The sequence below is a fragment of the Bacteriovorax stolpii genome (assembly GCF_002872415.1).
In the GTDB taxonomy this organism is placed as follows: domain Bacteria; phylum Bdellovibrionota; class Bacteriovoracia; order Bacteriovoracales; family Bacteriovoracaceae; genus Bacteriovorax; species Bacteriovorax stolpii.
Genome location: NZ_CP025704.1, coordinates 1,942,515 through 1,969,039 on the forward strand (window position 1 = coordinate 1,942,515; position 26,525 = coordinate 1,969,039).

Annotated in this window: 22 protein-coding genes and 1 tRNA gene; 11 read left to right on the forward strand and 12 right to left on the reverse strand. The window is 41.3% G+C overall.

What is annotated here, in order from left to right; all coding sequences use genetic code 11:
* Window positions 1-47: 47 nt before the first annotated feature.
* From C0V70_RS09580 to tilS, 4 genes are all read right to left on the reverse strand, one after another.
* Window positions 48-956 (reverse strand): trypsin-like serine peptidase, encoded by a 909-nt coding sequence (locus tag C0V70_RS09580; RefSeq protein ID WP_102243642.1) that lies wholly within the window; start codon window positions 954-956, stop codon window positions 48-50.
* A gap of 61 nt (window positions 957-1,017) precedes the next feature.
* Window positions 1,018-1,854 (reverse strand): dihydropteroate synthase, encoded by an 837-nt coding sequence (locus C0V70_RS09585; protein ID WP_102243643.1) that lies wholly within the window; start codon window positions 1,852-1,854, stop codon window positions 1,018-1,020.
* On the reverse strand, window positions 1,854-3,746 hold the full coding sequence (ftsH, locus tag C0V70_RS09590; protein ID WP_102243644.1) for an ATP-dependent zinc metalloprotease FtsH: 1,893 nt from the start codon (window positions 3,744-3,746) through the stop codon (window positions 1,854-1,856). The genes C0V70_RS09585 and ftsH overlap by 1 nt, the downstream gene beginning before the upstream one ends.
* Before the next feature lie 54 nt (window positions 3,747-3,800).
* On the reverse strand, window positions 3,801-5,081 hold the full coding sequence (gene tilS, locus C0V70_RS09595) for a tRNA lysidine(34) synthetase TilS (protein WP_102243645.1): 1,281 nt from the start codon (window positions 5,079-5,081) through the stop codon (window positions 3,801-3,803).
* A gap of 93 nt (window positions 5,082-5,174) precedes the next feature.
* Here tilS and C0V70_RS09600 point away from each other — a divergent pair.
* Both C0V70_RS09600 and C0V70_RS19155 read left to right on the forward strand, forming a co-directional pair.
* Window positions 5,175-5,251: transfer RNA gene (locus C0V70_RS09600), tRNA-Met, on the forward strand.
* Window positions 5,252-5,299: 48 nt separating this feature from the next.
* Window positions 5,300-5,608 (forward strand): Kazal-type serine protease inhibitor family protein, encoded by a 309-nt coding sequence (locus tag C0V70_RS19155; RefSeq protein WP_208107800.1) that lies wholly within the window; start codon window positions 5,300-5,302, stop codon window positions 5,606-5,608.
* On the opposite strand, the gene C0V70_RS09610 is transcribed toward C0V70_RS19155, so the two are convergent.
* Window positions 5,605-6,654: an FAD-binding oxidoreductase/lyase gene (locus C0V70_RS09610; protein ID WP_102243646.1), complete on the reverse strand. Its 1,050-nt coding sequence runs from the start codon at window positions 6,652-6,654 to the stop codon at window positions 5,605-5,607. The genes C0V70_RS19155 and C0V70_RS09610 overlap by 4 nt on opposite strands.
* Window positions 6,655-6,769: 115 nt before the next feature.
* Between C0V70_RS09610 and C0V70_RS09615 the strand changes: the two genes are divergently transcribed.
* The 5 genes from C0V70_RS09615 (at window position 6,770) to C0V70_RS19010 (ending at window position 13,331) form a co-directional block, all read left to right on the forward strand.
* On the forward strand, window positions 6,770-9,097 hold the full coding sequence (locus C0V70_RS09615) for a Tex family protein (RefSeq protein WP_102243647.1): 2,328 nt from the start codon (window positions 6,770-6,772) through the stop codon (window positions 9,095-9,097).
* Window positions 9,097-9,588, forward strand: coding sequence for a hypothetical protein (locus C0V70_RS09620; protein ID WP_102243648.1), 492 nt, complete (start codon window positions 9,097-9,099; stop codon window positions 9,586-9,588). Before C0V70_RS09615 ends, C0V70_RS09620 begins: the two co-directional genes overlap by 1 nt.
* Window positions 9,576-10,418 (forward strand): HTTM domain-containing protein, encoded by an 843-nt coding sequence (locus C0V70_RS09625; protein ID WP_102243649.1) that lies wholly within the window; start codon window positions 9,576-9,578, stop codon window positions 10,416-10,418. The genes C0V70_RS09620 and C0V70_RS09625 overlap by 13 nt, the downstream gene beginning before the upstream one ends.
* 104 nt (window positions 10,419-10,522) lie before the next feature.
* Window positions 10,523-12,310 (forward strand): methyl-accepting chemotaxis protein, encoded by a 1,788-nt coding sequence (locus C0V70_RS09630; protein WP_102243650.1) that lies wholly within the window; start codon window positions 10,523-10,525, stop codon window positions 12,308-12,310.
* A 142-nt stretch (window positions 12,311-12,452) separates the two neighbouring features.
* Window positions 12,453-13,331, forward strand: a complete 879-nt coding sequence (locus tag C0V70_RS19010) for a hypothetical protein (protein ID WP_158649633.1) — start codon at window positions 12,453-12,455, stop codon at window positions 13,329-13,331.
* Between the two features lie 79 nt (window positions 13,332-13,410).
* On the opposite strand, the gene C0V70_RS09640 is transcribed toward C0V70_RS19010, so the two are convergent.
* The 7 genes from C0V70_RS09640 to C0V70_RS09670 form a co-directional block, all read right to left on the reverse strand.
* On the reverse strand, window positions 13,411-14,433 hold the full coding sequence (locus tag C0V70_RS09640) for an ABC transporter permease (RefSeq protein ID WP_133566792.1): 1,023 nt from the start codon (window positions 14,431-14,433) through the stop codon (window positions 13,411-13,413).
* A 152-nt stretch (window positions 14,434-14,585) separates the two neighbouring features.
* Window positions 14,586-16,715: a 3-hydroxyacyl-CoA dehydrogenase NAD-binding domain-containing protein gene (locus C0V70_RS09645; RefSeq protein ID WP_102243653.1), complete on the reverse strand. Its 2,130-nt coding sequence runs from the start codon at window positions 16,713-16,715 to the stop codon at window positions 14,586-14,588.
* Window positions 16,716-16,736: 21 nt separating this feature from the next.
* A complete protein-coding gene (locus tag C0V70_RS09650) occupies window positions 16,737-18,032 on the reverse strand; it encodes a thiolase family protein (protein ID WP_102243654.1) in 1,296 nt (431 codons plus the stop codon).
* Window positions 18,033-18,203: 171 nt separating this feature from the next.
* Window positions 18,204-19,310, reverse strand: coding sequence for an OmpW/AlkL family protein (locus tag C0V70_RS09655; protein ID WP_102243655.1), 1,107 nt, complete (start codon window positions 19,308-19,310; stop codon window positions 18,204-18,206).
* Between the two features lie 151 nt (window positions 19,311-19,461).
* Complete coding sequence (locus tag C0V70_RS09660) at window positions 19,462-19,686, reverse strand: Flp family type IVb pilin (protein ID WP_102243656.1); 225 nt, start codon at window positions 19,684-19,686, stop codon at window positions 19,462-19,464.
* Complete coding sequence (locus C0V70_RS09665) at window positions 19,683-21,083, reverse strand: hypothetical protein (RefSeq protein ID WP_102243657.1); 1,401 nt, start codon at window positions 21,081-21,083, stop codon at window positions 19,683-19,685. The genes C0V70_RS09660 and C0V70_RS09665 overlap by 4 nt, the downstream gene beginning before the upstream one ends.
* Before the next feature lie 2 nt (window positions 21,084-21,085).
* Window positions 21,086-22,351 carry a glycosyltransferase N-terminal domain-containing protein gene (locus C0V70_RS09670; RefSeq protein WP_158649634.1) on the reverse strand — a complete coding sequence of 422 codons (1,266 nt, stop codon included), beginning with the start codon at window positions 22,349-22,351 and terminating at the stop codon, window positions 21,086-21,088.
* 264 nt (window positions 22,352-22,615) lie between these two features.
* Here C0V70_RS09670 and C0V70_RS09675 point away from each other — a divergent pair, with 264 nt between their 5' ends.
* From C0V70_RS09675 to C0V70_RS09690, 4 genes are all read left to right on the forward strand, one after another.
* Complete coding sequence (locus C0V70_RS09675) at window positions 22,616-23,761, forward strand: hypothetical protein (RefSeq protein WP_102243659.1); 1,146 nt, start codon at window positions 22,616-22,618, stop codon at window positions 23,759-23,761.
* Window positions 23,762-23,903: 142 nt separating this feature from the next.
* On the forward strand, window positions 23,904-25,064 hold the full coding sequence (locus C0V70_RS09680) for a GYF domain-containing protein (RefSeq protein ID WP_102243660.1): 1,161 nt from the start codon (window positions 23,904-23,906) through the stop codon (window positions 25,062-25,064).
* Between the two features lie 55 nt (window positions 25,065-25,119).
* The gene (tmk, locus tag C0V70_RS09685) at window positions 25,120-25,827 is read left to right on the forward strand and encodes a dTMP kinase (protein WP_102243661.1); all 708 of its coding nucleotides are present in this window, start codon (window positions 25,120-25,122) and stop codon (window positions 25,825-25,827) included.
* Window positions 25,828-26,508: a DNA polymerase III delta subunit-related protein gene (locus C0V70_RS09690; protein WP_102243662.1), complete on the forward strand. Its 681-nt coding sequence runs from the start codon at window positions 25,828-25,830 to the stop codon at window positions 26,506-26,508. It begins immediately after the preceding gene.
* The last annotated feature ends 17 nt before the right edge of the window (window positions 26,509-26,525 follow it).

Genomic DNA, 26,525 nt, shown 5'->3' on the forward strand with positions numbered 1-26,525 from the left:
AAGAGGCCCACAAACATATTCCATATATGTTTATGGTAAGAAAGTTTCTAGAGTTTGGGAATATATTTAAGCGGCAAATAAGTTGAGCGCTGGACACTTTCTCCGCGGCACTCTTTATCCCCACACTTTGCCGGGCGGTCGCAACCTAATTGAAAGTCGGTTTTAAAGTCGTCGTCCCCACGGACCAGGATTCCTTCAACCATTTTTGATTTGATTCCCAAAACAGGAGAACCTGAATTTCCTGAAAAGGTGTCAGCATTAGTCTTAAAAACGAAGTCCAGAGTGTTGTCTCTGATCATAATATTAGAAGTAAGCATCTTTGGCATTCCCAACGGATGCCCGATCACCATCAGTGATTCATTGGTTGCGGTTTTTCCCTCTCTTCTGATTTTTAAGGGAGCTCGATCCGTGATTGGACGCTCAAGTCGGATTAAGGCGTAATCTAATTTTGCGTTTTGCGACCAGCTCACCAGCTCTTTACAAGCATAGGCCTTCTCTTTAGAGAAACTCACCGTGCTTTTTGGCGGAAGAAAATCCATGCGGTCATCGAAATCTAACACCCAAGTCTGTTTTTTACAGTCATATTTGTCTTTTACACAGTGTCCGGCCGTCACGATTAAATCAGGCGACACCATAAAGGCGGTACAAGCAGAAACGAGAGGCTGGTCTAAAAAGCGCTCTCCATCACAGAAATTAAGCCCGGTTTTTAAGTCGCGGGTCTCGATTCCAATCGTTGTTTTGTCATTAGATGTAATTCGCCAGTTAGGAATTTGTGCCAGGATGGCGCGGGAAAAAGTAAGCGCTTCAGCGTCGTACACGGCATCCAGATCGCTTACGAGCGTGCGGTTGTCTTCGCCATAAATGACCTTGTCATTAAAGGCGTCAGTAGTGTTAGCGTGGGTGATATCGGCCTGAACCAATACCAATAATAATGGCAATGATAATAATAAATTCATGCCCTACGATTTATAGAATGGGCCGCCTTTTGATAAGAAACAATCGAAAGACAGGTATTTTTTACAGGATTTTTGGATCGTGAACTCTAAACAAAAGCTTGAGTTTTGTCTCTGATTGGATTTTTTGAATAAGTTTTTTATGAAGTTCTTCCAAAACGACAGGGTCAGTGGTGTTTAAGGCCTTTTTAAGGAAGGACTTTTTAGAGAGCCCTATGACATGAGGGTTTCTAAGCCCACGGGCCAGAAGCTCTCCTTCAAGCTCGCTGTAGCGATTAATCAGCGCCCAGTTTTGCTCATAGGTTTTAGAAAAACCAAACCCGGCATCAAAGAGAAGCTGGTCTTCCATCCCGAACTCCTTAAACCAGTTATAGGCCTTGTCAAAAGCATCAGCAGTGGCAGTGACAATATCTGTGGATTCATCCAGAAACTTCATGTGCTCTTGGACCTGTTGACGGGAAGGAATATGCGAAAAAGTGTAGATGTAAGCGAACTTCTTTCCTTTAAAAGATAAAAGAGCTGACTTTAATTTGTCGTCTAAAACGCCACTGACGTCGTTAAATATAAAACGAGCATCATCATGAAGAGCACCAAACATCTCACTCATCATCAAAAAACTTTGAGGTTTGTAGGTATCAAAAGAAACCATGCGCCCCTGGAAATTGTAGTCGCGACTGGCATCTAAGAAATCGCGAAAGCGCGCGACTTCTTCATCCAATGGAACAAAACTGTTCATGGGTGCTGTGGACTCAAAACCAAAATCACAAATGACACTCTTATCGGCGAGAAAAGATGTGAGTTGTTCTTCAAAATGTTTTTGATTAAGAGAGCGGCCTTTATCAGAAAAAGAGTCGGGAGTCCTGTTGATGACTCCCAAGCTCTTATATTGGTCAAAATTCATTAAGCTAGTACTGGGTCTAATCCTTTAGAAATTTTTGGCCCTTCATCTTTTGAAGAAGCATCAGATTTTTTTTCCGGTTTTAGTGGAACACCGATATCAATTCCCGCGACAACATCTTTGACTTGTTGGAAGTCGATTGTCTCCCATGCCATCAGAGCGTGGGCAAGGCGGTCAAGTCCATCTCTGTTTGACTTAAGAATATTGATGGCCTGACGGTAGTTCTTTTCAACGATGCGGTTGATTTCTTCGTCGATCTCCTGAGCTGTTTTCTCAGAGTAGTCAACGTTTTCACCCATACCAGTAAAAGCAGATTGTCCCGACTTGTGGTAGTTAATCGGTCCCATCTTCTCACTCATCCCCCACTTACAAACCATTGAACGAGCTAGGCCTGTTGCTCTTTCAATGTCGTTAGAGGCACCTGAAGTCATTTGTCCGTAAACGATTTCTTCAGCACAACGCCCACCCATTAAGAAGGCGATGAAGTTTTCTGCGCGGTCGTTTGTTAAAGAAAGAAGGTCTTCGTTTGGAAGAGTCTGAGTCACCCCAAGGGCTCCACCACGTGGCATGATTGATACTTTGTGAATAGGGTCAGTGTGTGGAAGGTTCATACCAACCAGTGTGTGACCTGCTTCATGATAAGCAGTCATTAGTTTTTCTTTATCAGAAATCACAAGAGACTTTCTTTCAGGTCCCATTAGAACTTTATCTTTTGCTTGCTCGAAGTCTTCGTTAGAAAGCTTCTTCTTATTGTTTCTAGCAGCGTTTAGAGCTGCTTCGTTAACAAGGTTAGCAAGGTCAGCACCAGTAAATCCTGGAGTTCCTTTAGCGATTGTTTCTAGATCGATATCGTCTTCAAGTGGAGTCTTCTTAGTGTGAACTTTAAGAATCCCAAGACGGCCGCGAACATCTGGAGCACCAACCATGACTCGTCTATCGAAGCGACCTGGTCTTAAAAGGGCCGGGTCAAGTACGTCGATACGGTTAGTCGCTGCAATAAGGATGACTCCTTCATTTGATTCAAACCCGTCCATCTCAACAAGAAGCTGGTTAAGAGTTTGCTCGCGTTCATCGTGTCCACCACCAAGACCTTGTCCTCTGTGGCGTCCAACTGCATCGATCTCGTCGATGAAGATGATACATGGAGCGTGTTTTTTACCTTGTTCGAATAGATCGCGAACACGAGACGCCCCAACCCCTACGAACATTTCAACGAAGTCCGATCCTGAGATTGAGAAAAATGGAACGTCCGCTTCACCAGCAACAGCTCTTGCAAGAAGAGTCTTACCTGTTCCCGGAGGACCAACAAGGATAACCCCTTTAGGGATCTTTCCACCAAGTGCCGTGTATTTTTTCGGGTCTTTTAGGAAGTCGACAACTTCTTCAAGTTCTTCTTTTGCTTCCTGAACACCTGATACATCAGAGAAAGTGATTTTCTTTTCATGTGGGTTTAACATTCTTGCTCGTGACTTTCCAAAGCTCATCGCTTTGCCGCCACCTGCTTGGATTTGTCTTAGGAAGAAATAGAAAATAACAATCAGAAGAATCATCGGTCCCCAGTTAAGGAGAAGTGATGTGAAAAATGTTTGTTTTTCTTCTTCTTCGTAGCGAGGAACAATATTGTTTTCGCGAAGAATGTTAAAAGTGTTATCTCCCGTGCTCCCAGTTAAAGTGAAGCGAGAGCCATTCTCGTATCCTGGTTTGAATTTACCAAGGATCGTTTTATCACCTTTAAAAGTAACTTCTTCAATATTCTTTTCCTGCACGGCCTGAACGAAAACCGGGTATTCAATGTGCTTAATATCGTTTTTATTAACAGTCGCCAGTTTTGCAACCAGGGCCATCAAAAGGATTACGACAATCCAAAGTGTGAGAGTTTTTTGCTGAGGTTTCATTTAAATTCCTTCTTAGTCGTGTGGTCTATTCAAAATTGAATAGGCCCTATTATTCTATAAACCCAGGACAGAAGAATCAAGTATGAGAGCAGCTTTCGCTAACATTTGTCTATCGCGCGCAGAGAGTAACGGAGTGAAGGTGTAGGAGATTCCATGGTTCTTTAGCCACTCGCAGGTTACTGGAAGCAAAGGATGCATGAATTTGGAGCTCTTTTTGAGTTTTTTTCGGGGGTCAATCGCTAAAAGTGGAAAGCTTAAAGAGGCAGAAAGCTCAGGAATCTGCGCTTTTTTCGAGATATAATCTCTTAATTTTAGGTCAAAATCCTGGTAAAAATCCCTGTGTTTTTCCCCTAAAATGAGCAAATGGGTACGCATCAGGTAAGCGCTCACACCTCCAGAGAGGTTGAGTGGACCTTTAAAAGGAAAGGCGGCCGGGTTTTTCATGATTTCCACATGGGCGCTTAGAAGCTTGTTTACTTCTTGATCAATTTCACCACGTGCGCTTTTTGAAAAGCGATGAATAGCGTCTTTAATTTCATTTTTATAAAGAGAAAGATCTTCTGAAACAAAAAGCGCTCCACCGGAAGCTTCTTGGATCACCGAGAGATCGCACTGTCTACACTTGTGATGAAGATTATTCATCATCGCCAGTTGATTGTGGCGAGAGACATAATGCTTAAGCGCCTGCGGGTATTTTGCATGAATCTGATGAGTGACTGATAAGCGCAGGGCATTTCGCTCGAACTTATCGCTGTGGTTGCTCATGTCTTCAAGCCATGAAAGTTTTTTTGCACGGGCATAGCGCAGGATTTGTTTTTTACTCACACACATAAAAGGACGGACAATCCCTCTATTAAAAAGTGGAATCCCCAATGTGGATTTCACCTGTGACTGCTTAAAAGACTGCATCAGCGTCCATTCAAAAGAGTCGTCGATATGATGAGCGGTATAAACCCAGTATCCCCTTTTAATAAAATCGCTGTAGATTTTTTTTCTTTCGGCCCTCGCCTTTTCTTCAAAATTTTTTTCATCTAACGACAAATTAAAATGAAAAATATTGACCTTGACTTCGAGCTGATCTGCGAGCTTTGTGACGAGCTCCTCTTCTTTTTTATTTTCTAAAGGACGGGTGCCGTGATTGAAATGGATGAGTTCAAAGTCCTGGTTAAAACTTCCCAAAACATCGGCCAGGGCCACTGAATCCACCCCACCAGAGATGGAAATCACGATCTTCTTATCCGGGTGAATAAGCTCGTGTTCGCGGATAAAACCCCTTACGTGTTCTTTAAAATTCAGGCAAAAGAGATGGTGTTTTTTATGGCGTAATTCACTCATACTTAAAATTAATTCTAAACTGTTTGATCTTTTTTTGACAGGATTCTTGACAGATAACTCCCTTAAATTTAGTATGACCGAAAACTTTTTTATGGCTTGGTAGCTCAGTTGGTTAGAGCGATGGATTCATAACCCATAGGTGGGCAGTTCGATTCTGCCCCAAGCCACCAAAAAAAATCTTTAATAAATCCCCCGACTTTTACTTTAGGAAGAATGTTATGATCAGAAATCTAGTTCTTGCGTCAATGGTTCTTGCTTTAACGGCCTGCACGACTCCTTCTCAATCAACGTCACCAAAAGCTGAAGAGACAACTCTTGCTGCTGCACCTGTGGCAAAAAACAGCGAGAAGAAATCAGATAAGCCAGCTCCTTCAATGAAAAACAAAGCAAAAGAGTGCATTTGCACTAAGCTTTGGATGCCAGTTTGTGGGGAAAACAACAAAACTTACGGGAATGCTTGCGAAGCCGACTGTGCTGGTGTGAAGTACACTGAAGGCGCTTGCAAAGATAAGCTCCAAGACGTTTAAAAAATCATTTTCTCCAAACGTTTGGCCGCTAAAAACGCCATCGTAAAACCGTTCTTATAGAGTCCATTGACTCTAAAGAGTTTCTTTTCTTCATCGAGGGCGCCGGCAATTAAAAGGCGCCTAGGTCCCTTGTGGCGAAGACCTGTGGTGATTTTATAATCTTTCATTTCGCCCACATCAAACGTTAAAATTCCTTTCATTTTTAAAAGCAATTTCGAAAGTCCATGGACGTCAGGGGCCTCATAGGCTCCGATGGTTGTTAAACTTCCGATAATTAATTTTTTCTCTAAAGCGTTTCTTCTATAAAGAACGTAATTGCCATCAATTGAGATATAAAAAGATTTCTCTCCCAAATCGATATCTCGCTCTAAAAAACTTCCGGCCTTAATAGTATTTTTATCTTCGATAGACTCCGCTTCAGGTGGAGCGTGAAAGCGTTCAAATATTTTAGCAAAAGCACCGGTTGCAAAAAGAACTTTGCGGGCCAGGACTTCTCTTCCATCGGCCAGTTTGACAGCGAAGTGCTCACCTCTTTTTTCCAGGTCTTTGGCAAAAAAAGGAAAATTTGTTTTAGCGACAGTGATTTGTGAAGAAAGCCATGAAGAAAAAATCTCAGGTGAAATAATATACGAGTTATATTCCGTTCCCTGATGTTCGTCATGAATTCTGGGATTTTTAATCGTGTCTAATTTTTTATAACGGCGTAAAAGTTTTTTCGTGTCGTTTTCGTTTGTAGAAATCACCACGCGTTTAACTTCTTCCACTCCTTCTGGATGATATGTTTTATAAAGATCATCAAAAAGAAAAAAAGCTTCGCGCATATCATTGCCAAGCGGACTCACATCTTCTTCGATTCCATTGAGAGACACAGTGGCACAAGTGCGCAAAGAACACGCAGGTGCAATCTCATTGGAGAAAATATGGGCAATAGAAAAATTCTGACTTTTCCTCTCAGAGAGTGAGAGATTCCACAAAAAACTCTGTGCCGCTACGCCATTACCAATGACTGCTAAGTCAAAAATTGTTTGATTTGATGAATTTCCCATAAATACACAATATGAAAAAGACTATTCATTTGCCAACACTTTTTATTATGATTATCGTTTTATTTCACAACTTTCAGGATCACAGACCACACAGAAACTATTGGAGAATTACGAAATGTCACTAGAACAAAATGCTGTCATCTTTGCCGCTCAGGAAACGCAGATCAATGCAAGAAACGTCCTGGCCGTTTTAAACCTGTTGATCACAGAACAATCAACGGTTCCCTTCGTAGCACGCTATAGAAAAGAAGCTACTGGAGGAATGGATGAAGTACAAATCAGAAACATCCATGAAGCCTACGAGAATTATTTAGAAAGAGAAAAGCGCCGCGAATACATCTTAGACGCCATCAAAAAAATGGAACAGATGACTCCAGAACTGGAAAAGAAAATCAAGGCGGCCGATACTATCAACCAACTTGAAGATTTATATGCTCCCTATAAAGCGAAGAAAAAATCTAAAGGGATGCTGGCCAAAGAAGCTGGACTTGAACCACTGGCAAACATCATTCTTGGAACGCCAAAAACAAAAGAGCAACTTAAAGCTGAGTTTGGCGATCAATTCAATAAGCCTGATCTAAAGATCAAGTCTTTTGAAGACGCTTACTCGGGGGCTTTCGACATCATCATCGAAACAATGGCCCACGATACAGAAGTCAAAGACACTCTTCGTGCAGACTTCTGGAAAGATGCTGTTTTAAAATCGACAAAAAGAGATAAAGCGGAAGAAGAAGACAAAGAGTGGATGAAATACAAAGACTACTTTGAGTTTTCACAAAAGATTTCTGAACTTAAAGAGCCAAAAGCAGGCCACCGTTTCTTAGCAATGAGAAGAGGGATGACATCAAAGACTCTAAAAGTTGATGTTGTTTTCCCTGAAGAAGTGGCGCTTGGACTATTAAAGAAGAAATTCTTTGGCGCTGGAAACCTGGGCTGTCTTTTAGACCTTGAGCTCGCAGCTAAAAAAGCTTACATGAACTACATCTACCCTTCACTTGATTTGGAAGTGAAATCAGAACTAAAAAGAATTTCTGATGAAACGGCCATCAACGTCTTTGGTGTTAACCTTAAAAACCTTCTGCTTCAACCCTACCTTGGGCCAAAGGCCGTCATCGGTGTTGACCCGGGAGTAAGAACAGGTTGTAAGATCGCCATCGTTGATAACACAGGAAAGTTTTTAGCTGATTGTGTAATCTATCCACACGAACCAATGAAAAAAGTTAAAGAATCGGCAACGATCTTAGATGCAATCATTGAACAATTTAAAGTTCACCACATTGCTATCGGTAATGGAACTTATGGACGCGAGACACTTGCCTTCATCCAGGAAAACGTAAAGCTAGTTAAAGAAGGAAAGGTCAACGCGACAATGATTTCTGAAGCTGGTGCTTCTGTTTATTCAGCAAGTGAAATTGCTGCTGAAGAATTTCCGGATAAAGACGTTACAGTAAGAGGGGCCATCTCAATTGCCAGACGTTTTCAAGATCCTCTAGCTGAACTTGTAAAAATTGACCCGAAATCTATCGGTGTTGGCCAATACCAACACGATGTAAACCAAGCTCGTCTAAAAAAATCACTCGAAGGTGTAGTTGAATCGTGTGTAAACTTCGTAGGAGTTGACATCAACACGGCATCAGCTCCCCTCCTTGCCTATGTTTCAGGTATCGGGCCTGGACTTGCTGGAAACGTAGTCAAATACAGAGACAGCCATGGTGCTTTTAAAAACAGAAAAGAAATTCTAAAAGTAACTCGTTTCTCGCCAAAAGTTTTCGAACAAGCGGCAGGATTTCTTCGTATCTATAACGGAGAAGAGCCTCTGGATGCAACATTCATTCACCCTGAGCGCTATGATCTCCTGGCCTCATGGGCAAAGAAAAATAACGTTAATACAAAAGAGCTGGTTGGCGATAAAGAACTCATCGCAAAACTAGAAAGAGACTCTTCTTTAAAAGCAGAGCTTGGAGAATTAACTTTTAACGATATTGTTAAGGCCCTAAAAGCTCCTTCTCAAGATCCGAGAACAGAATTTAAGTCGTTCGAATATAGAAAAGACGTCTCAAAAATCACCGATCTTAAAATCGGAGAATGGTATCCGGGATTAGTGACAAACATCACTCAATTTGGGGCCTTCGTTGATATCGGTATTAAAGAAAACGGTCTTCTTCACGTTTCGCAAATTTCAGATAACTTTGTTGAAGATGCGATGACTGCTCTAAAAGTTGGTCAGGAAGTAAAAGTTCAGGTAATGGACATCGACTACGACCGCGGAAGAATCTCTCTGACAGCGAAGCAAGGAGCACAAGTTAATAGAAGTGCCCAGGCGACTCCAGGAGAGAGACCACAGCGCTCAGGACCTTCGAAGCGTGATATGGAAAAAGCTCAAGCTCCGGCCCCTGCGCTTAAGAATAATGCTTTTGCAGGATTAAAAAACTTAAAACTGTAATGACATCCAGTCGACTCAAAAAAAATCTTATCCTATGGCTACAACTTTTTGTTGTGGCCATGGGTCTTATAAGACTTGTCGGCGACACCTTTAGAATTAAAACACTGGACCAGGTTGGATTTGCTTCTGGTTTTTCTCCTCTGCCTCTGGTTTTTTCAGACCGCCAGGGAGTTGAAGACTTCGCTCATTTAATTAAAGTTGATTACCAGACAAAAAACGGACTCAAAAAAAGCACAGTCTTTGATCAAAAATTTTACTCCAATATAAAAGGGCCAATCTATCTGGTAGGAACATACTCTGTGGCCATCGCTTATTTTCCACGTTTTCCGGAAATGCTCTGGAGGCCGGCACTTACCTATGGTTTTTGCCACCGGGGAGCTCTGGCGCAAGCGATGAATGAAACAGAAGAGATCGCCAGCGTAGAAATCAATATTCATCATCTCGAAAAATCATCAGGGCACTGGAAGGAGAGCTTTACATGCGCTCCTTAACAAACTCCCAATTCTTTTCTTTAGTGAGAATGCTCTTTGGGTTGTGGCTTATCCAGCATTTCTTTTTTCTTATCCCTTATGGAAGAGAGCTTTATAGTTCTGAAGGAATGAAAGTGGCAGGTGGCGCTCTTTATTTAAAAGAGTTTCTTGCACCTCTGCGCTCACCTAATGGAATTTCAGTATTGCTGGGACTTTCTCTTTTGAGTTCAATTCTCTTTACCCTAAAAATTAAAAGAGCACTCAATTGCCTTTTTCTTTTTTTCACCTGGGTCTTTTTCTTTCATCAAGATCTTCTCAGTTATAACCCGGGAGTTCCCTATGTTGGATGGATGCTCCTTGCTCTGTCGCTGGTCCCGGACAATGAAGAGAGATTTTTTTGGGAGAATAAATCCCCTCATTTTTCTTTTCCTCCCGTTTTATTTTGGGGCCTGTGGCTCATTGTCACTTTAGGATACACGGCCAGTGGCCTTCACAAACTCTTCTTCTCACCACTTTGGCGTGAAGGACGCGCTTTAATCTATGTCTTTGATTACCCGGCCACGCGCTTTGAAGCCTTGGCCCAGTTTTATTTTGGGCTCCCACTCTTTATTCAAAAAGTAGTTAATTGGTCAGTTATTGCGGTTGAAGGGACTTTTTTTCTGGCCCTTTTTATTCCAAAAGGAAGAAAAACACTCTGGATTTTGAACTCACTTATGCATTTAGGAATCCTTATCACTCTAAAATTCGCCTCATTATCAATTGTTATGTTGATCATTCATCTCTTTATGATTGAGGATGGATGGTTTAGTCCATATGGCGTTTCCAAACTTAGAACATCATCAAAAAAATAACATTAGTCATTTAATAATTATTTATAAAAAATTTATCATTTCCAAGGGTTTTGACGATAAAGCTTTTGACTAACTTAAGCCAATGTCCCTTTTGGAGCTGCTTTATGACTAAATCAAAACACTCATTGATGTTCCGTCTGATGACTGCAATTAACCTTTCGGCCCTTATTATTTTAATTGCGATGGGAACCTTCAATTTTAACCGAACAACAACTGAAGTAGAAAGACAAATTGATGATGCAGCTGAGGCACTCATCAATTCCGTAAAATTCACAACTGCTGAATATATTAAAACAGGAAATTATAAGAATATTCAATCTATTGCCGAGAGCATGGCCACTGATTCGAGCATCAACGAAGTCTTTTTTTATGACAAAGACAAAAAGCTTATTGCCAAGGCAAATAATAAAGATGAGTTAGTCCACAAAGAGACTAGTCACCTTTTTCAAAAAGATAGTGAGATCATAAAATTAGGTGAAGAAAAAGCAGGACCTGTCGGTTATGTCACTATTAAATATAACCACAACGAGATCAATCCTATAAAAAAAGATTTTATCATCAGCGGAATCATCGCCAACATCGTCTCGCAGGTCATTCTTGCTCTAGTTATGTGGTGGACACTTTCACGTAGCCTAAAAGCAATGAACCTGACAACTGATAAACTAAAAGAGATCACGACGGCAACAAGAAACAGCTCTACTGAACTTGAAGGGATTTCTCACGAAGTTTCAAGCTCAGCTAACGAGCAGGCCGCTTCAATTCAAGAAACAGTGGCCACACTTGATGAGATCACTTCACAAGTTAATACAACAGTAGACAGTGTCGCTAACTCGACTAAAAAATCTGAAGAATCACTTTCTATCGCAACAGAAGGAAAACAAGTTGTCGATGAAATGATTGGCTCAATGGAGGCCATCGGAAAAAGTAATCAGGATATTATGGAAGAGATCGCCCGTGGAAATGAGCGCATTGGTGGAATCGTCAAGATCATCAATGAGATCTCTGAAAAAACCAAAGTCATTAACGATATCGTTTTCCAGACAAAACTTCTATCATTCAACGCCTCTGTTGAAGCGGCACGTGCCGGTGAACATGGAAAGGGATTCGCAGTTGTTGCTGAGGAAGTGGGAAAACTTGCTCAGGTATCTGGTAAAGCTTCAACGGAGATCGCTGATATCCTGGGCGATAGTATTGTAAAAGTAAATTCAGTTATTGAAGAAACTAACCGCAACGTTAAAACCCTAACCGAAGCTGGAAGCCTGAAAGTTGAAGATGGGATGAAAGTTGCAGCCCGTTGTGGAACTGTACTTGAAGACATCGTGACTAATGCGACAGTTGTAAAAAATATGCTTAATGAGATCTCGATTGCCTCTAAAGAGCAGGCCGAAGGTGTCCGCAACATTGCGGCCGCTATGAACCAGCTTGACCAGGCCACTTTGAACAACAACAAGGCCGCTGCCCAGTCTTCTGAAAATGCAAAACATCTTTCAACCCACGCCAACTCTCTTCAAATTGCCGTTACAGATCTCGAAACAGAAATCTTTGGCGGGAAGATGACAGTTGAAGCGTCTCCAAAAAAGGCTTCAAAGGAAGCTCCTAAGAAAGAGATGCCTAAAGAGATTGAAGTGTATAAAGAAGTGGCAAAAAAGGTTGAAGTAAAAACTGAAGTCCGCTCAGAAAAGCAGGTTGAAAAACACTTAGATATGCCGAAAAAGACCGCCCATAAAGCTGAAGCTCCAAAGGCCAAGAAATCTTTTGAGGCCCCTAAAAAGGATAATGTGTTGCCAATGGTAGCAAAAAAAGAAGTGAAGCATGCTGCTCCAGCGGCAAAAACAAAAGTAGCATCGAACTCTACGCCTGCATATGATGATCCAAGATTTGAAGACGTTTAAAAACTGCCCCACTACAGTGGGGCTTTTTTATTTCTTATTCGATAATATCCCTTTCAATCTCTGAATTTACTTTTTAAAAGTGACCTTTCTTTTTAGATGGTTAAGTTTAATAAACCATTTCGTCTCTTGCTTTATTTCCTCCATGAATCCAGGCTGCCCAAATTCAGGATGCAATTACTTCCAAAAAAATACCTTTTGTAAAAAAGATGGATACTATCTGCGCAAAGATGACTCCCGCCAAATCCAGCGCTACAAGTGCTCCGCTTGCTCTAAAAAATTCTCCCGCGCAACTGGCACCCTAGAGTTCGGACAAAAAAAGAGACGTATCAACAAGACCATTTTTAAGATTCTCTCTTCCGGTGTCTCGATGCGACGATCGGCGATCATTCTGGGAGTTCATCGAACGACGATTGATAGAAAGCTCGTCTATCTTGCGCAAAAATCCAGACGAATGCATGCTGATCTTCTTTTGAAAATTGGCACGCAAAAAGTCGAGCGTCTTCAATTCGATGATTTGATCACTACCGAGCACACCAAGCTTAAGCCTCTTTCCATTTCAGTCGCCGTCGATGCTCACTCGCGAGTTATCTTGGGCGCTTTTGTCTCTCAAATTCCGGCATTTGGACACCTGGCCTCGCTTTCCAGACAAAAATATGGAAAAAGAAAAAGTTATCACAAAGAATCGATGATGAAGCTATTTGAAAAGATCGCTCCGGTTGTCTCTTCTCATGCAGAAATAAAAAGTGATGAGCATCGCATTTATAAAGAAGTGGTCCGAGAGTTTTTTCCGAATGCAGATTACAAACAGTATAAGGGCGAGAAGGCGATGATCGCCGGGCTCGGCGAGCTCAAGAAAAATGGGCGCGACCCTTTATTTGCAATCAATCACACGTGTGCGATGTTGAGGGCAAATATTAATCGCTTGTTTAGAAGAACCTGGTGCACGACGAAGAAACCCAAAAGACTTGAGGACCATCTCGCCATCTACATTGCCTTCCATAATTCTGTTTTATTAAGTTAATTTAAAAAAAGACCAAACGAGAGCTGAAATTAAACAACAAATGCGCCCCACTCTAATGGGGCAGTTTAAGACGTTTAAGTTATGAGACTGAGCGGACATGATCCAAAAGATCATGTTCGCGCTTAAACTGATTAAGTGCAAAGATTGAAAATACCGACGAAATCGCATACGGCACTAAAAAAGAAATCAAAAGCCCCTTTCCTGTAATTAAAATCGGAATCTTTCTATCCACAAAAACATCCGGCATAATTTCCGGCGCATAATGATTAAAAAGCCACAGGAAAACAAGCCCACAACCCACTCCCGTTCCTATAGAGAGAATGCTCATTAAATGCAGGAAGTACTTCGTCGCGCGGTCGATCTTAGAAAAAGAAGCCCCTAAAATCCAGAAGCTCGCCAGGTCTGACTTAATCTTGTTAAAGAAGATCAGAAGCCCTGAAGTAATACAAAGAGACACAAGTAAACTCATGGCCGCAAAAAGAAAAATCATCACAGTGCTTTCAAGTTTTAAGGCCCACACCAAAGTGGCATTCTCCTCTTCCCATGTTTTAAGCTGAATACCTGAAGGAAGAAGTGAGCGCAGCTCTTTGAAATCCATGTCGCTATAAATGCGAACGCGGTTAATCAGGTGCGATTGAATTAAATTCTGAACAAGAGGAAGCCTCACCCAAATATGGTAGAGGTCGATCTCTGGAACTTCGGTAGAAATCGTGCGCTCAACCTGGATAGACTGGCTTCTTGGGACATCCCCTAGAAGATCATCAACGTGGGCCGGAGAAATCATCGTTAGTGTCTCAGGAGGTGCTACACCCACTTTATAAGCGAGTTCAATCGGCATAATGGCATCAACTTTTTTTTGGCTTGCGCTGCTTTGAAGTTCAACACGCAAAAGATCCGGCACGTACCCATTCTGGTCAATTCCATGAACAAGAACCGGCGTAATAAAGGTTTGGTAACGAAGTAGAAGTTCGATTTCGTATTCTTTACTATAAAGGGCCTTTTTATCGTCTAAGATTTTAAAAAGCTTCTCGTAGCCAGGATCATTTTTTGGGGCCTTATAATAAAGCGTCGCCTTTCCTAAAACGGATTTCGAACGCACCATTAAACTGTTTTGGAGTCCGCCCATCGTGCTTTGAAGGACAATTAAGGCAAAAGATGAAAGAAAAAGGCCAACGACTGAGAGAATCAGCAATCGTTGGCGATTTTTTGCAGAAATTATATAAAAGAAAAAATACTTAAGATACGTTACAAACACTACTTCGCTTTCTCATAAAAGGTGGTTTTTGTTTCCACCAGGTCCGTTAAGTATGAGTTAGGAGTATAGCGTTCGCGATCTACTGTTTCACTAAAATTCTTTAAAGCGCCCAGGATTTTATCCAACCCTTCGCTGTCGGCGTAACGCAACAGCCCGCCTCTGAATGGAGGGAAACCAATACCAAAGATCAGACCTAAGTCAACGTCTGCAGCTGTTTCAACGATTCCATCTTTTAAGATGGCCGCAGCTTCATTGATCATTGGAAGGAAAAGTCTCATCTGAAGTTCAGACTCGCTCATTTTCTTTTTTTCTTTTGGCAGAAGTTCTTCAACTTCAGGGTTTGGACCTGTTACTTTTCCTTTTTCATCGTAAAGATAGAAACCTTTTGATGTCTTTTTTCCAAGGAAATTCTTTTCAGAAAGTTTCCCTGACATTTTTGAAGGATAAGCGCGCGCTCCAAGACCATCGTGCATAACTTTTCCAACTTTAACCGCAACGTCGATACCAACTTCATCCAGAAGTCTTGCTGGACCCATTGGCATACCAAAGTTAAGGGCGGCCTGGTCTAAGTCTTTTACCGAAACCCCTTCTTCCAGCAGGTATCCTGCTTCGTTAAGGTATGGCATAAGAATTCTGTTAACTAAAAATCCCGGACCGTCTTTAACGATGACCGGAGTTTTCTTCACTCTTAAAACCCACTTATGAAGAGCTTCAATCGTCTCTGGAGCAATCTTGTCGTGGATAATGATTTCTACCAGCGGCATCAAGTGAACCGGGTTAAAGAAGTGAAGTCCCGCAAAGCGCTCAGGGCGCTCCAGGGCCTTTGACATTTCCTGCACCGACAGTGAAGACGTGTTACTTGTTAAAAGAGTTTCAAGGTGAACTTGTTTTTCTGTTTCAGCAAAAACTTTCTTCTTGATATCCATGTTTTCAACTACGGCTTCAATAACCAGGTCAATTTTTTTGAAACCTGAGTAATCAAGCTGAGCTGTGATTGATCTTTGTTTTCTTTCAAACTCATCAGGTGTGATTTTCTTTCTCTTAAGCGCGCCCTGGAAGTTTTGTGAAGACTGCTTTAAACCTAAGTTAAGAGCGTCTGTCGTTAAGTCTTTCATAATCGGCTGCATACCTGCTTCGGCCATAAGCCACGCAATCCCTCCTCCCATGGTCCCGGCACCAAGGGCCGCTCCACGAGAAAGAACTGGTAGAGGTTTTGTCGATTTTGGACCGTTGTACTTTTTTACGGCCTCTGACATGAAATAAATGTGCTGAAGGTTTTTACTTTGTTCGCTAATTGCTAGCTCACCAAAGGCCTGGGCTTCACTGGCCAAATAACTCGTGCGCCCTTTCATCATACCTGAGTCCATGACATCAAGAATTTTTAGTGGGGCCTGGTAAAAGCCGTTTGTTTTCTTTAAAACGCTTTCACGCACTTTTTGGAAAATGATTTTTCTTGTGACAAAGTTTTCTGTCGCAAGCTCAGTCATTGATTCTTTAATTGATTGAGGTTTTGCTTTTCTGTTAAAGAAATTCGGCGCCATCGCTAAAAGGTTTTCGCGAGGGTAAACTTCTTCAACTAATCCAATTCTCTTTGCTTTATCAGCGCGAAGAGTTTTTCCAGTTAAAATCATATCCAGAGCATTTGGAAGACCAATTTTTCTTGGAAGACGGTATGTTCCTCCGAAGCCTGGGATTAAACCAAGCTTAACTTCAGGAAGACCAAGAGAAGTCTTTGATGAGTTTGAAGCAATGATGGCCTTACATGAAAGTGAAAGCTCAAGACCTCCACCTAAACACACACCATCCACACACACAACAGTTGGAATCTGAAGATCTTCAATGCGGTTATAAATATTTTGTCCGCGCTCAGCTCCATCGGCCGCCTCTGCTTCTGTTCTCATGCTGGCAATCAGGTTAATGTCTGCACCGGCAAGAAAGCAGTTTTCTTTGTGAGAAAAGAAGATTGCACCCTTAAGAGCTGTCCCTTTTGTGTGAAGCTCTTCGACGATTTCCATTAGCTCCATCATCGTTTCAATATCAAGTGTCGTCATTGACTTTGTACTGTTAAATCCAAAACCAATGTAAGCGATATCGTTTTTATACTCTAAGCTGATTTTATTATTTGCCATATACTTCTCTCTTTTTATGAATTAACGAACCAGGTTTTCGACAACAACAGCTCCACCTTGACCACCACCGATACAAAGCGACGCCAGACCGTACTTCCCTTTTCTTCTTCTTAGCTCGTGAATTAACGTCACCACAAGTCTTGATCCAGTTGATCCAACCGGGTGACCAAGAGCGATCCCTCCGCCGTTGACGTTGACTTTACTCCAGTCTAACTCTCCCCAAGCATGATCTAATCCAAAACGTGCGGCCACTTCTTTATCTTTTAGACCAATCCCAACTGCCAGGATTTGAGCGGCGAAAGCTTCGTTAAGTTCAAACAGATCGAAGTCTGAAAGTTTAAGATTTGTTCTCTTCATGACTCCATCCATCGCTAGAAGCGGTCCCATCCCCATTCTCTCAGGCTCTAGCCCGTGGAAGTGGTAGTCAGTCATTTTAGCAATTGGCTTTAAGTTGTATTTTTTAACGGCCTCTTCAGATACAAAAAGAAGAGCTGATCCACCATCAGTGATTGGACAGCTGTTACCGACAGTGACTGTTCCTGATTTTTTATCGAAGTATGGCTTCATTTTGCCAAGGCCTTCAACTGTTGAGTTTGCGCGAGGACCAACGTCATCAGTTAAAAGTTTATTTAATGATCCACCAATTGTGATTGGCAGGATTTCATCTTTAAATTTTCCTTCTTTTGTCGCTTGAGCGGCTTTTGCGTGAGAGTTGTTAGCGTACTCATCTTGCATTTGGCGAGTGATTTTAAGCTCTCTTGCCAGAAGCTCTGCTGTTTGCCCCATGTTTAGTCCACAGAAAGGATCCGTCAGACCTTGTTCGATAGCTACGATTGGAGTTAAGTAGTGCGGACGAAACGCGCTCATTGCTGAGAGTTTCTCTCCCATTGTTTTTGCTTTCATTAATTTTGCAAAAAGTTCAGTCATCTCTTTGTTGTACATTAGCGGCATCTGCGACATCGACTCCACACCACCCGCGACGATTACATCACATCTTCCCGAAGCGATTTTTAAATACGCTTGAGCAACGGCTTCCATTCCCGAAGCACAGTTTCTGTGAACTGAGTAACCAGAAGTTTTTTTATCTAATCCTGCTTCAAGAGCAATCACGCGACCGACGTTTGGGTATTTTGCTGGAGTTCCAGTGTTTCCGAAGATCACTTCATCAACCTGATCTGTCGGGATGTCTGTGTTGTCAATTAAGTGCTTAACTAAGTAAGCTCCTAAGTATGGCGCTTGCACATCTTTTAAATCAAGGCCTGCTTTTGCTTGTGGCGTTCTTTTTCCATCGACGATGTAGACATCTCTCATTGACATAAAATTCTCTCCATGAATTGGCGGCAATTAAGATTAATATGCTAATAATTCTATAGTGTCTTATGGATTTTAGAAAGGAATGTTTGAGAGGGAAATTTTTAATACTGGAGCAAAAAAAACGGGCTTCAAATGAAGCCCGCTCTTGTTAGATTTTCGTCAGAAGTTTGTTGGTTAGAATCTGATAACTAAACCAGCTTGAACTGCAGTTACATCACCATCTTCGATTTCTTTAGAGATGTTCTCTAAACGCCCTTGGTCTGGGTTAGTTGAAACCGTTCCAGCAGACTTTGAAATCCCTGAAGTAATGTTCTTTGTGTATGACAGGTCAAGGTTTAATCCAATCGTCTCAGAGATATCGAATTCAGCACCTAACTTAGCAGATCCTGCGAAGGCTGAAGAAGAAAGCTCTTCGTTACCAAAGTTAACATATCCACTGTTATATGCTGTGTTGTTATCATACTTTAGACCTGTACGGTTAAAGCTTAAACCTGCTCCAGCATATGGCTTAAATTTCGAGTCTTCAGTAAAGAAGAATTTCCCTGTCGCTTCAATCACTAGCTTTGTGAACTTCATCGCTCTTCCTGAACCATAAGTTCCGTAATAACCAGTGTTATAGTTGTAGTTATAACCTGTGTTTACATATTCGTTAGCAACATCTGAAAGATCCATTGTTGCGTAGTTAAGACCTAAACCAACAGAAACCTGTGGAAGAATCATTGTTTCAGCGTTAACACCAAAAGATACGTTTGACTGAAGGTCAATTCTGTCACCTTTAATGTTGCTGATTCCAAGAGAAGGAATCACTTTTGATTTCTTTTCTTCTTTTACTACTGGAGCTGGCACTTCAACGATTCTTGTTTCAATCACTGGAGCTGGTGCAACAGGTGCCGGAGCAACTGGAGCTGGAGCAGCTTGAGTTGTTTGAACTTTATCTTCGTTTAAGTTGTTTAAGCTGTTATTAAAAGCACCTTGAAGCTTGTTTGTTAAAGCAATCTCTTGCTTCACGCGAATATCTTCAATTTTCTTTTCAACCATTAGCTTATTTCTTTCTTCAAGTTTTTCTCTTCTTCTCTTTAGAAGTTCAGAAGGAGATAGCTTTCCTTCGATTTCAATCTGGTCCATGTCCAGAGCGTCACCGTTAGCTAAAGCGTCTTCTGCATCATCAAGAACATCGTCTTGAGCGCGTAGTGGAGCAGTGTGAGCTGTTGCTGCAATTAAAGCCGTAGCTAAAAACAAGCTCATAAACGTTAATCTTTTGTTTTCCACCTTAAGTTTCATAACTTCTCCTCATGTATAGACCTAAGCACTTCGGGGGTAGCCTGGCCTTAATCATTAATATGCCAAATTATACTTAACGCCACGAGTTTAGCAGACTGAGGATGAATCACATTAATTTTATGCAAAGCGTGAAAAGATTACAGAAGGTTGTTTACTTCTTAAACGGGAAATATTGGTATCGTTTTTTGCCACCTGTTGGCTGCACGTAACTATTGATTTTACAAAGGAGCTTACCTTTATTCGAGGGGTTAGAGCACTGGTCGATATTACCTAAGTACCTGGTTCTTATATAGCCAAAAAGCGAGGTCACGATGGCCGTCACCACGACCAGAAGCAGAATGTACTCCACTGCTGTCTGCCCTTTTTGGTTTCTCACAAGGACTCCTGCCAGCGCTTGATTTCAATCAGAGACGAAAAAGTCCCCAAAGAATCCTCATTATATGGGCCAAAATAAAGCACGTTTTTAAGACGGGAAATTAAAAGAGGGGCACTGTCTTCCAGTACACCAGTGATCTTCTTTCTAAAACCCGCTTCCGTTCTCTTATAAGCGTTGTAGTCTTTATCTTCGATAAAAACGTCGAGCGTGAATTTCATTTTTGTATCCACTAGCTCGAAGGTGTATTCCGGAAATAGAAAGTTGAGATCATCCATCAGAATGCTTTTGACTCTCTCGCGGATAAAATCGATTTTTGTCCCTTCTTTTTTGGCCATAATCATATTGAAAGTGGCCGTTTTCCCCTCAAAGTACACTTCCCAGAATGGTCTTTCCGTTCCGATTTTTATCGGTGAAGTGAAAACACATTTTTTCCCTTGAAGAAGCTTAGGGACCTCATCTTTAAAATGAAAAACAGTATTGAGGCAATTATAAGAAGCAGATTGAGTGGCCTGAAGCTTAATCGGAAGCCCTACCGGGTAGCCTCCAATAAAGGCCATCTTTTGTGGCTTAATAAGACCATCAAAGCTCTCAAGTTCAAAACTCTTCACTAACCCACTCTGGAATTTTAAGTCCTGTAGATTAAGTTTTTTAAACTCTCCACCAATAGAAAGGTGATGACTTAAAAGATCAGCAATCAATCTTTCGTGATCGAGCTTGTAATAAGGAGACACCAGAGAGAAAAAGAGGTGCATGATCTCCGACTTACTGCCTGTGATGCTTAGACGGTTTTGGAAAAACCCACGCATCATAAAAACCAGGGCATTAAAGTCATAGAGTTCCTGTTCAATCATCCCTTCCTTCTGACTGAAGTGAGAAAAAAAGTGATTGAAGTGCCCTTTTAAATCTTCTGGGATTGAATTTTCAAAAAGAAGTGACATTTTTCCTGCACTCTTTTCATTAAAAAGAAGTGCACTCACCTTCTGGCAGAAGTCATTGTAGACGGAGTCAAAAGAGATGATCTCGTTTTCATGGGAGAAAGTGCCTGAGAGCTTTTCAGCGTTATAAAAAAGCGAAGGGAATTTGCGACAAAGCTCGCGGAAGTTGCGGTGAGGGACATCGCCAAGCACCACTTGTTTTTTACCGACGTAAAAATACACTTTTCCGGGAGAGAGATAACTTTCAATGTTTCTTAAAGGGGCCAGGTCCATCGACTCTCCCCAGGCCTTAATGAATTCCACGTCCAGGCTAGTTAGAGAGTTCGTGAAGAAATCACCATAATTAAAACGATCATCATCGAGAACTAAAACCTTCTTGCCACGGTTTAACAGACCGATAGACAGTAAAAAGGCAAAAAAATTGTGCCCGACAAGTGCGTAATCAAGATTTCTATTAAGCATCCTTACCCTAGAAGTTCAGCAATCACTGCTTTCATTTCACGCGCCGATTCCACTCGGAGCTCTTCGCGCTTTGATCGATTCAAAGTCTCTAAATTCATCGATTCCTTAATAGTATAAAAGGAATCTGCTCGATTGAGTACATGAATTTCGTCGGGAAGTAAGGAAGAGGCCAGGTCGTATTCTGTCGAGCGGCCAACTTTAGGGCCTACAACAACAGCGTTATTGGAAACAAAGGGCTCTAAAACCGAGTGAATTGATCGCTCATATCCGCCGCCCACATAACTGAGGCTAAAAAGACTATAAAGCTCACAGAGCACTCCGCCCATTTGCAAGATGACAACAGGATGATGAGTGTAGGTCGTCTGGTTATTAACCACCCCGACATTCTCTTCTCCAAAAAGTTCAATACAACTCTGCTTTAAACGCAGGACAAACTCGTCGTCGAGTTTATGAGGGGCAATCAAAAGATGCAGCTTCTTCTCTCTTATGGCCGCAATTAATTTTTCATCTTTTAAAATCGGCATATCTGAAGGCCAGGCACTTCCCAGGATGATCTTTTGATCAGCAGGCAATGCTTTTAAAACATCTATATAAGTTGTGAGCACATCTTTTTGCGCCAGCACTTCTGCTGCCTTCTGCATTCTCGCCGTTATTCTTGGCACGCGGAAGTCGCATGAGAAAACTTTCTTAGGTGTTCCGGAAAAAAGTTTTGTGAAGTTTTCTTTTTCCTTATCTGTAGCGGCGATCACCACATCAAAGCACATAAAACTCTGGAGCTTAAACCACGATGTTTTTTTAAAAGCACCAGAGACAAGAATAAATTTTTTCTTAAAAAGTTTTAACGTCAGAAGTTCCGGGAAAAAATCATAGCGGCAAAAAACCACAACAGGTGCACTCACCCATTCCCATACACTTTGAAAGTAAAGAATATTTACAGGAGAGGCCGACAACAAAGGAAGCCTGAAGAGACGAATGAGTTCAGGATGACTCTTATAAAGGTTGTGGCATTTCACCTCTACGGAAGGAGATGAATAAATGATTTCGACTTTTTTTTCACTCTTTAGGACGGCCTCTATTAAAGGTCTGACCTGCTCTAGTTCTCCCTCTGAAGAAATCTCAAAACAGTAGTCGGCCTTAAGGTTATCCTTTTTAAATGAGCGGCATTCCTCTTCCAGAAAGTTCTGGCGTTCAAAGTTGAGTCTCTTTTTAAAAAAAGGAACCAAGGGCCTTAACACAACAATCAAAATCGACAGTGGTAAGCGGATCAAAGTGGCCAGTAATAGGAGAAAAATAAAAAAAACTTGTGACATCGACGCTCAGAATCTCAAACCAGTGCCAGCTTGTCACTTAATATTCAGGCAGCTGCTCTGCTACGAGCATTTGGACTAAACATTTCTTACTTTTTCTTACTCTTAGGGCTTTTATGGACAACTAATTAAAATAACATTGTAATCTTGAGTAAACTAATAAAGAATAATGAATCCGATTGCACGGGGTACACTGAAGTAACTATCTAATGAGGAGTGGAAGAGATGTTTTCTAAACTTACTATGAGTCTAGCAATGACGATCAGCTTAATGCTTGCTAGTAACGCTATGGCGCAAACAACTACAAAGAAAAAGGCTGATCCAAAAAAGGCAACTGAGGCAAAAGCTCTAGAAGCTAAAAAGGCCGAAGAAGCTCGTCTTGCTGAAGCTGCAAAAAAAGCAGAAGAAGAAAAAGCACTTGAAGCTAAAAGAGCTGAAGAAGCAAAATTAGCTGCTGAAAAATCAAAAGAAGAGGATCAAGCAAGCATTTGGGGATATCTAAAATCTCACTTCAGCGCTTCTTATCACGGTGAGTATTACTTCACGAGAAAAGACCTAACAAGTTCAAACAAAGAAGATTACGATATTCAAGATTTAAGAATCATGCATAACCCGACTATTATCTATAGACCGGTGAAAAACTGGAAAATCTTAGCTACGTCTGAATTCAAGTACACGGATGCTACCGTTTTAAGAGGAACTTATATCAACCGTCACTATAGATCTCTTGTTCTAATTAGCCGAGAAAACGTTTTAACTGAAAAAGAAAATGGTATTAAGATGGATATCGGCGTTGGTCGTCGTATTTTCGACCGCAACCACGGGAAAGCTGCGGGTTACGGAAACAGTCGTATCAATACAAGCTTAAGCAAAAAATTTGGGGACAACCTTTCCACATCTTTACTAGTGCAATACCTGGCCAATGATCCTGCAAAAGGAAAAATTACTCAGTATACTTGGAAACATAGTTTGGAATTAATTCCATCTTTTACATTTCAGATCACTGATAAACTTTCGTACTTCTTTAATGATGATATCGTTATCAACACTCCATGGTATGGAGATACTTCTAAAGATATCGACTTCTCTCATGAAATGAATATCGGGGTTGTTTCATACCAGTTTAATGATAAAAACAGTGCATACTTTCAGTTTAAGTACTTACATTTCTCATACGCGCCATTTGATAAAGCACCAGATGTTAACGACTGGTTTGAATATTACATTGGTCACACTTACTCGTTTACTCCAAAAGTCAGCTTAACAGGTGAAATTGGATCTAAGATTTTCGCAGGAAGTGACGGGCGCGACTTTTTTGCAAAAAATATCAAATACCCAGAATTCGCTCTTTATTTCGACGTAGCTCTTTAATCAAAAATCAATGGGGTTGGGCCTTTGCCCAACCCTTTTTGTCGCCTAAGTCCTTCACTTTCACCCTAAATAATCTCTCCTAATATCCGATAAATAATCTGATAAACCGTGTTTTTTTAAGCACAAACCAGGGTTCGAGATTATGGCCAATCAAGCATTAAAAACTGTGACTCTTCAGGATTTCCTTTATAGCGAAGGAGAAGCTTGTCAAAACGTCGATGCCCGTGAGCACGTTTTTGAAATAAGAGCTGAAGTTGATTCAAGTTTTGGTTTTATCACGCTCTATGATTTAAAAAACTATTTGATCGATCACCACGATGAAGTCAAAGACTATCAAGTTAGAAATATCGACAGCACTGAATGGATTGCTCTTTTTGAACACCCTTATTTCCAGAGAAGAAAACCACAACTAGTTTCTGCAACAACTTTAAGCACAGACGATGAACAACAGTATTTCATGCTTAGAAACGGCCAGAAAACAGGCCCATTTGAAAAATATGAACTGACAACAATGCTGGAAGATAAAGAAATTCTTCTAACAGATATGGTGTCTACAAACCACGGTCACACATGGATGAAACTCTACCAAGTGGATGGATTTGACCGCAGGTCACTTAAAGAATCTGACCAACTTCCAGGTGTTCCTTCTCATGTATTAATGCAGCAACAAGACTCTGTCATTGCCATTTCTCCAGAGACAGAAGCGATCTCAGGGCTTGCTTACTTAAGCAATGTGAAGCGCGGTAAATCTTTTGAAAGAGAAAAAGTTGAAACATCATTTAGTTCAGATTCAAAACCGAGCACTAACAGCAGCACTATTTATAAATGGCTTTTAGTTGTTTCTATCGTGGGAATTGGTTACTTTCTTTTCCACATCAAAAATCAACTAAGCTCACCTTTTAGCAATAAAGAAGCGAAGTCAGTTGGTGAGCAGGCCGAAATGCTTGATCCAGTAAATATGAACGAGCCAATGGCGCCACAGACCAATCCAAGTGCGAGAAGCCAGCTAGGTGAAAGACGTCAAAATAATCAAGTCAATGACCAGGGACGCTCTGGAAAATTTGAAACGAGAAACCTGAATCCAATTAGGCCAAATCAAAGAAAATCATTCATGGAATCATCAAAATTCCAGGAAATTAACGCAGGTGAAGACGATCCGAATTATTTCTATGACAACACCAGTGCCATGGAATTAGACCCGGTTAGATCGCAGGTTTCAAAGGAAAACTTCGACAATTCTGGGTCAGAAGACGGTCCAATTCCTTCGAGTGACAACCTTTTTGAGAGTGAAGTGTCGAACTAAAAACACCCTTTAACTTCTCGAATATTTTAGGTACTCTAAGGGTGAGGACAACAACATGAAAGAAATCACCCAAGAATTACTGAATTCATTTAGAGCACCCGCTTTTCCCGGCTCATTCTTTTTGAGCTTTGAAGGAATTGAAGGCGCGGGTAAATCAACTCAAATTATTAAATTAAAAAACTACCTGGAAGAAAAAAACTTCCGCGTTCTAGTTCTGCGCGAGCCGGGCGGAACTCCTTTTGGCGAAAAAATGCGCCAGGCGATTTTGGAAACAAAAACTGAGATTACGCCCCTTGCGGAAGCTCACCTCTTTGCTTCTTCACGCGCTCAACTTCTTTCTGAAGTTGTTTTAAAAGAACTAGCTATTCCTAATACCGTGATTATCTGCGACCGCTATATCGACAGCTCTCTGGTTTACCAGGGGCACTCAAGAGGTTTAGGTGTTGCTGAAGTTCTAAACATTCACAACGTTTTCCCGCTTAACCTGGTTCCTCACCTGACGTTCTATTTAAGAATCAACGTAGAGACATCAGAGAAACGCCAAAAAATGAGAAATGCCCCTAAGGATTATTTCGAATCAAAAGGTGTGGATTTCTACAAGAAACTGGTTGTAGGTTACGACCTTATGGCAGAGCTTTTCCCTAACAGGATTTTAAAGCTTGATGCTGAAGTGACTCTTGAACAGATGACGATGCAGATTTTTGAAGCGACAAATAAGCTTATTGGCCAGAGCAGGTCTGCTAATCAGGAAGAAGAATTATAAGTGTCATCTCCTCTTACACAAACCCTACTTTTAAAGTATGAAAAAAACCAATTGGGATCAGTGTATCTTGCCAGGTATGGCGTGCACACTGATCCCAAAGAATGGGGCCATGACTTTTTAAAGGCCATCACCCCTCTTCAAGACCACCCGGATGTTTTATGGGTGGAGTTAGATAAAAAAGAAAACTCTTACAAGGTTGAGTCTCAGGGAATTTTAGATCTTCAAAAATTTCTTAACTACAAGGCCTTCGAACTCAAAAAGAAATTCATCTTCATCATGGATGCTCATCTCTTAAGCGCCATTGTCTCCAATAAACTCCTTAAAGTTTTTGAAGAGCTTCCGGAAGGCTTTTGCCTTTTTCTTTTTGCTCCAAAAGATGAAAACCTCCTGGCCACGGTTGAGAGCCGTGCTATTAAAGTCCTTCTGCCTTCTGGCGAAGACAAGACTGATTATGATGCTCCACCACTTGAATTTGCTTCTGCTCAGGAGCTTCTCGCTGAACTTAAGGCCTCAGAGGATGAACTTCTTTTAGAGAAAAAGTTTATTGAAGAGCGTCTAAACAAAACCCTTAAGAGTGCGAGTTTTAAAGGCTGTTCAGAAGAACTGGAAAAACTTAAGCACTACTCAGAAAGTGAAGCTTTCAACAACAGCAAACTCTCGCGTTTATCCCTGTTTTTTTAGTTTTGACTTACTGCTAT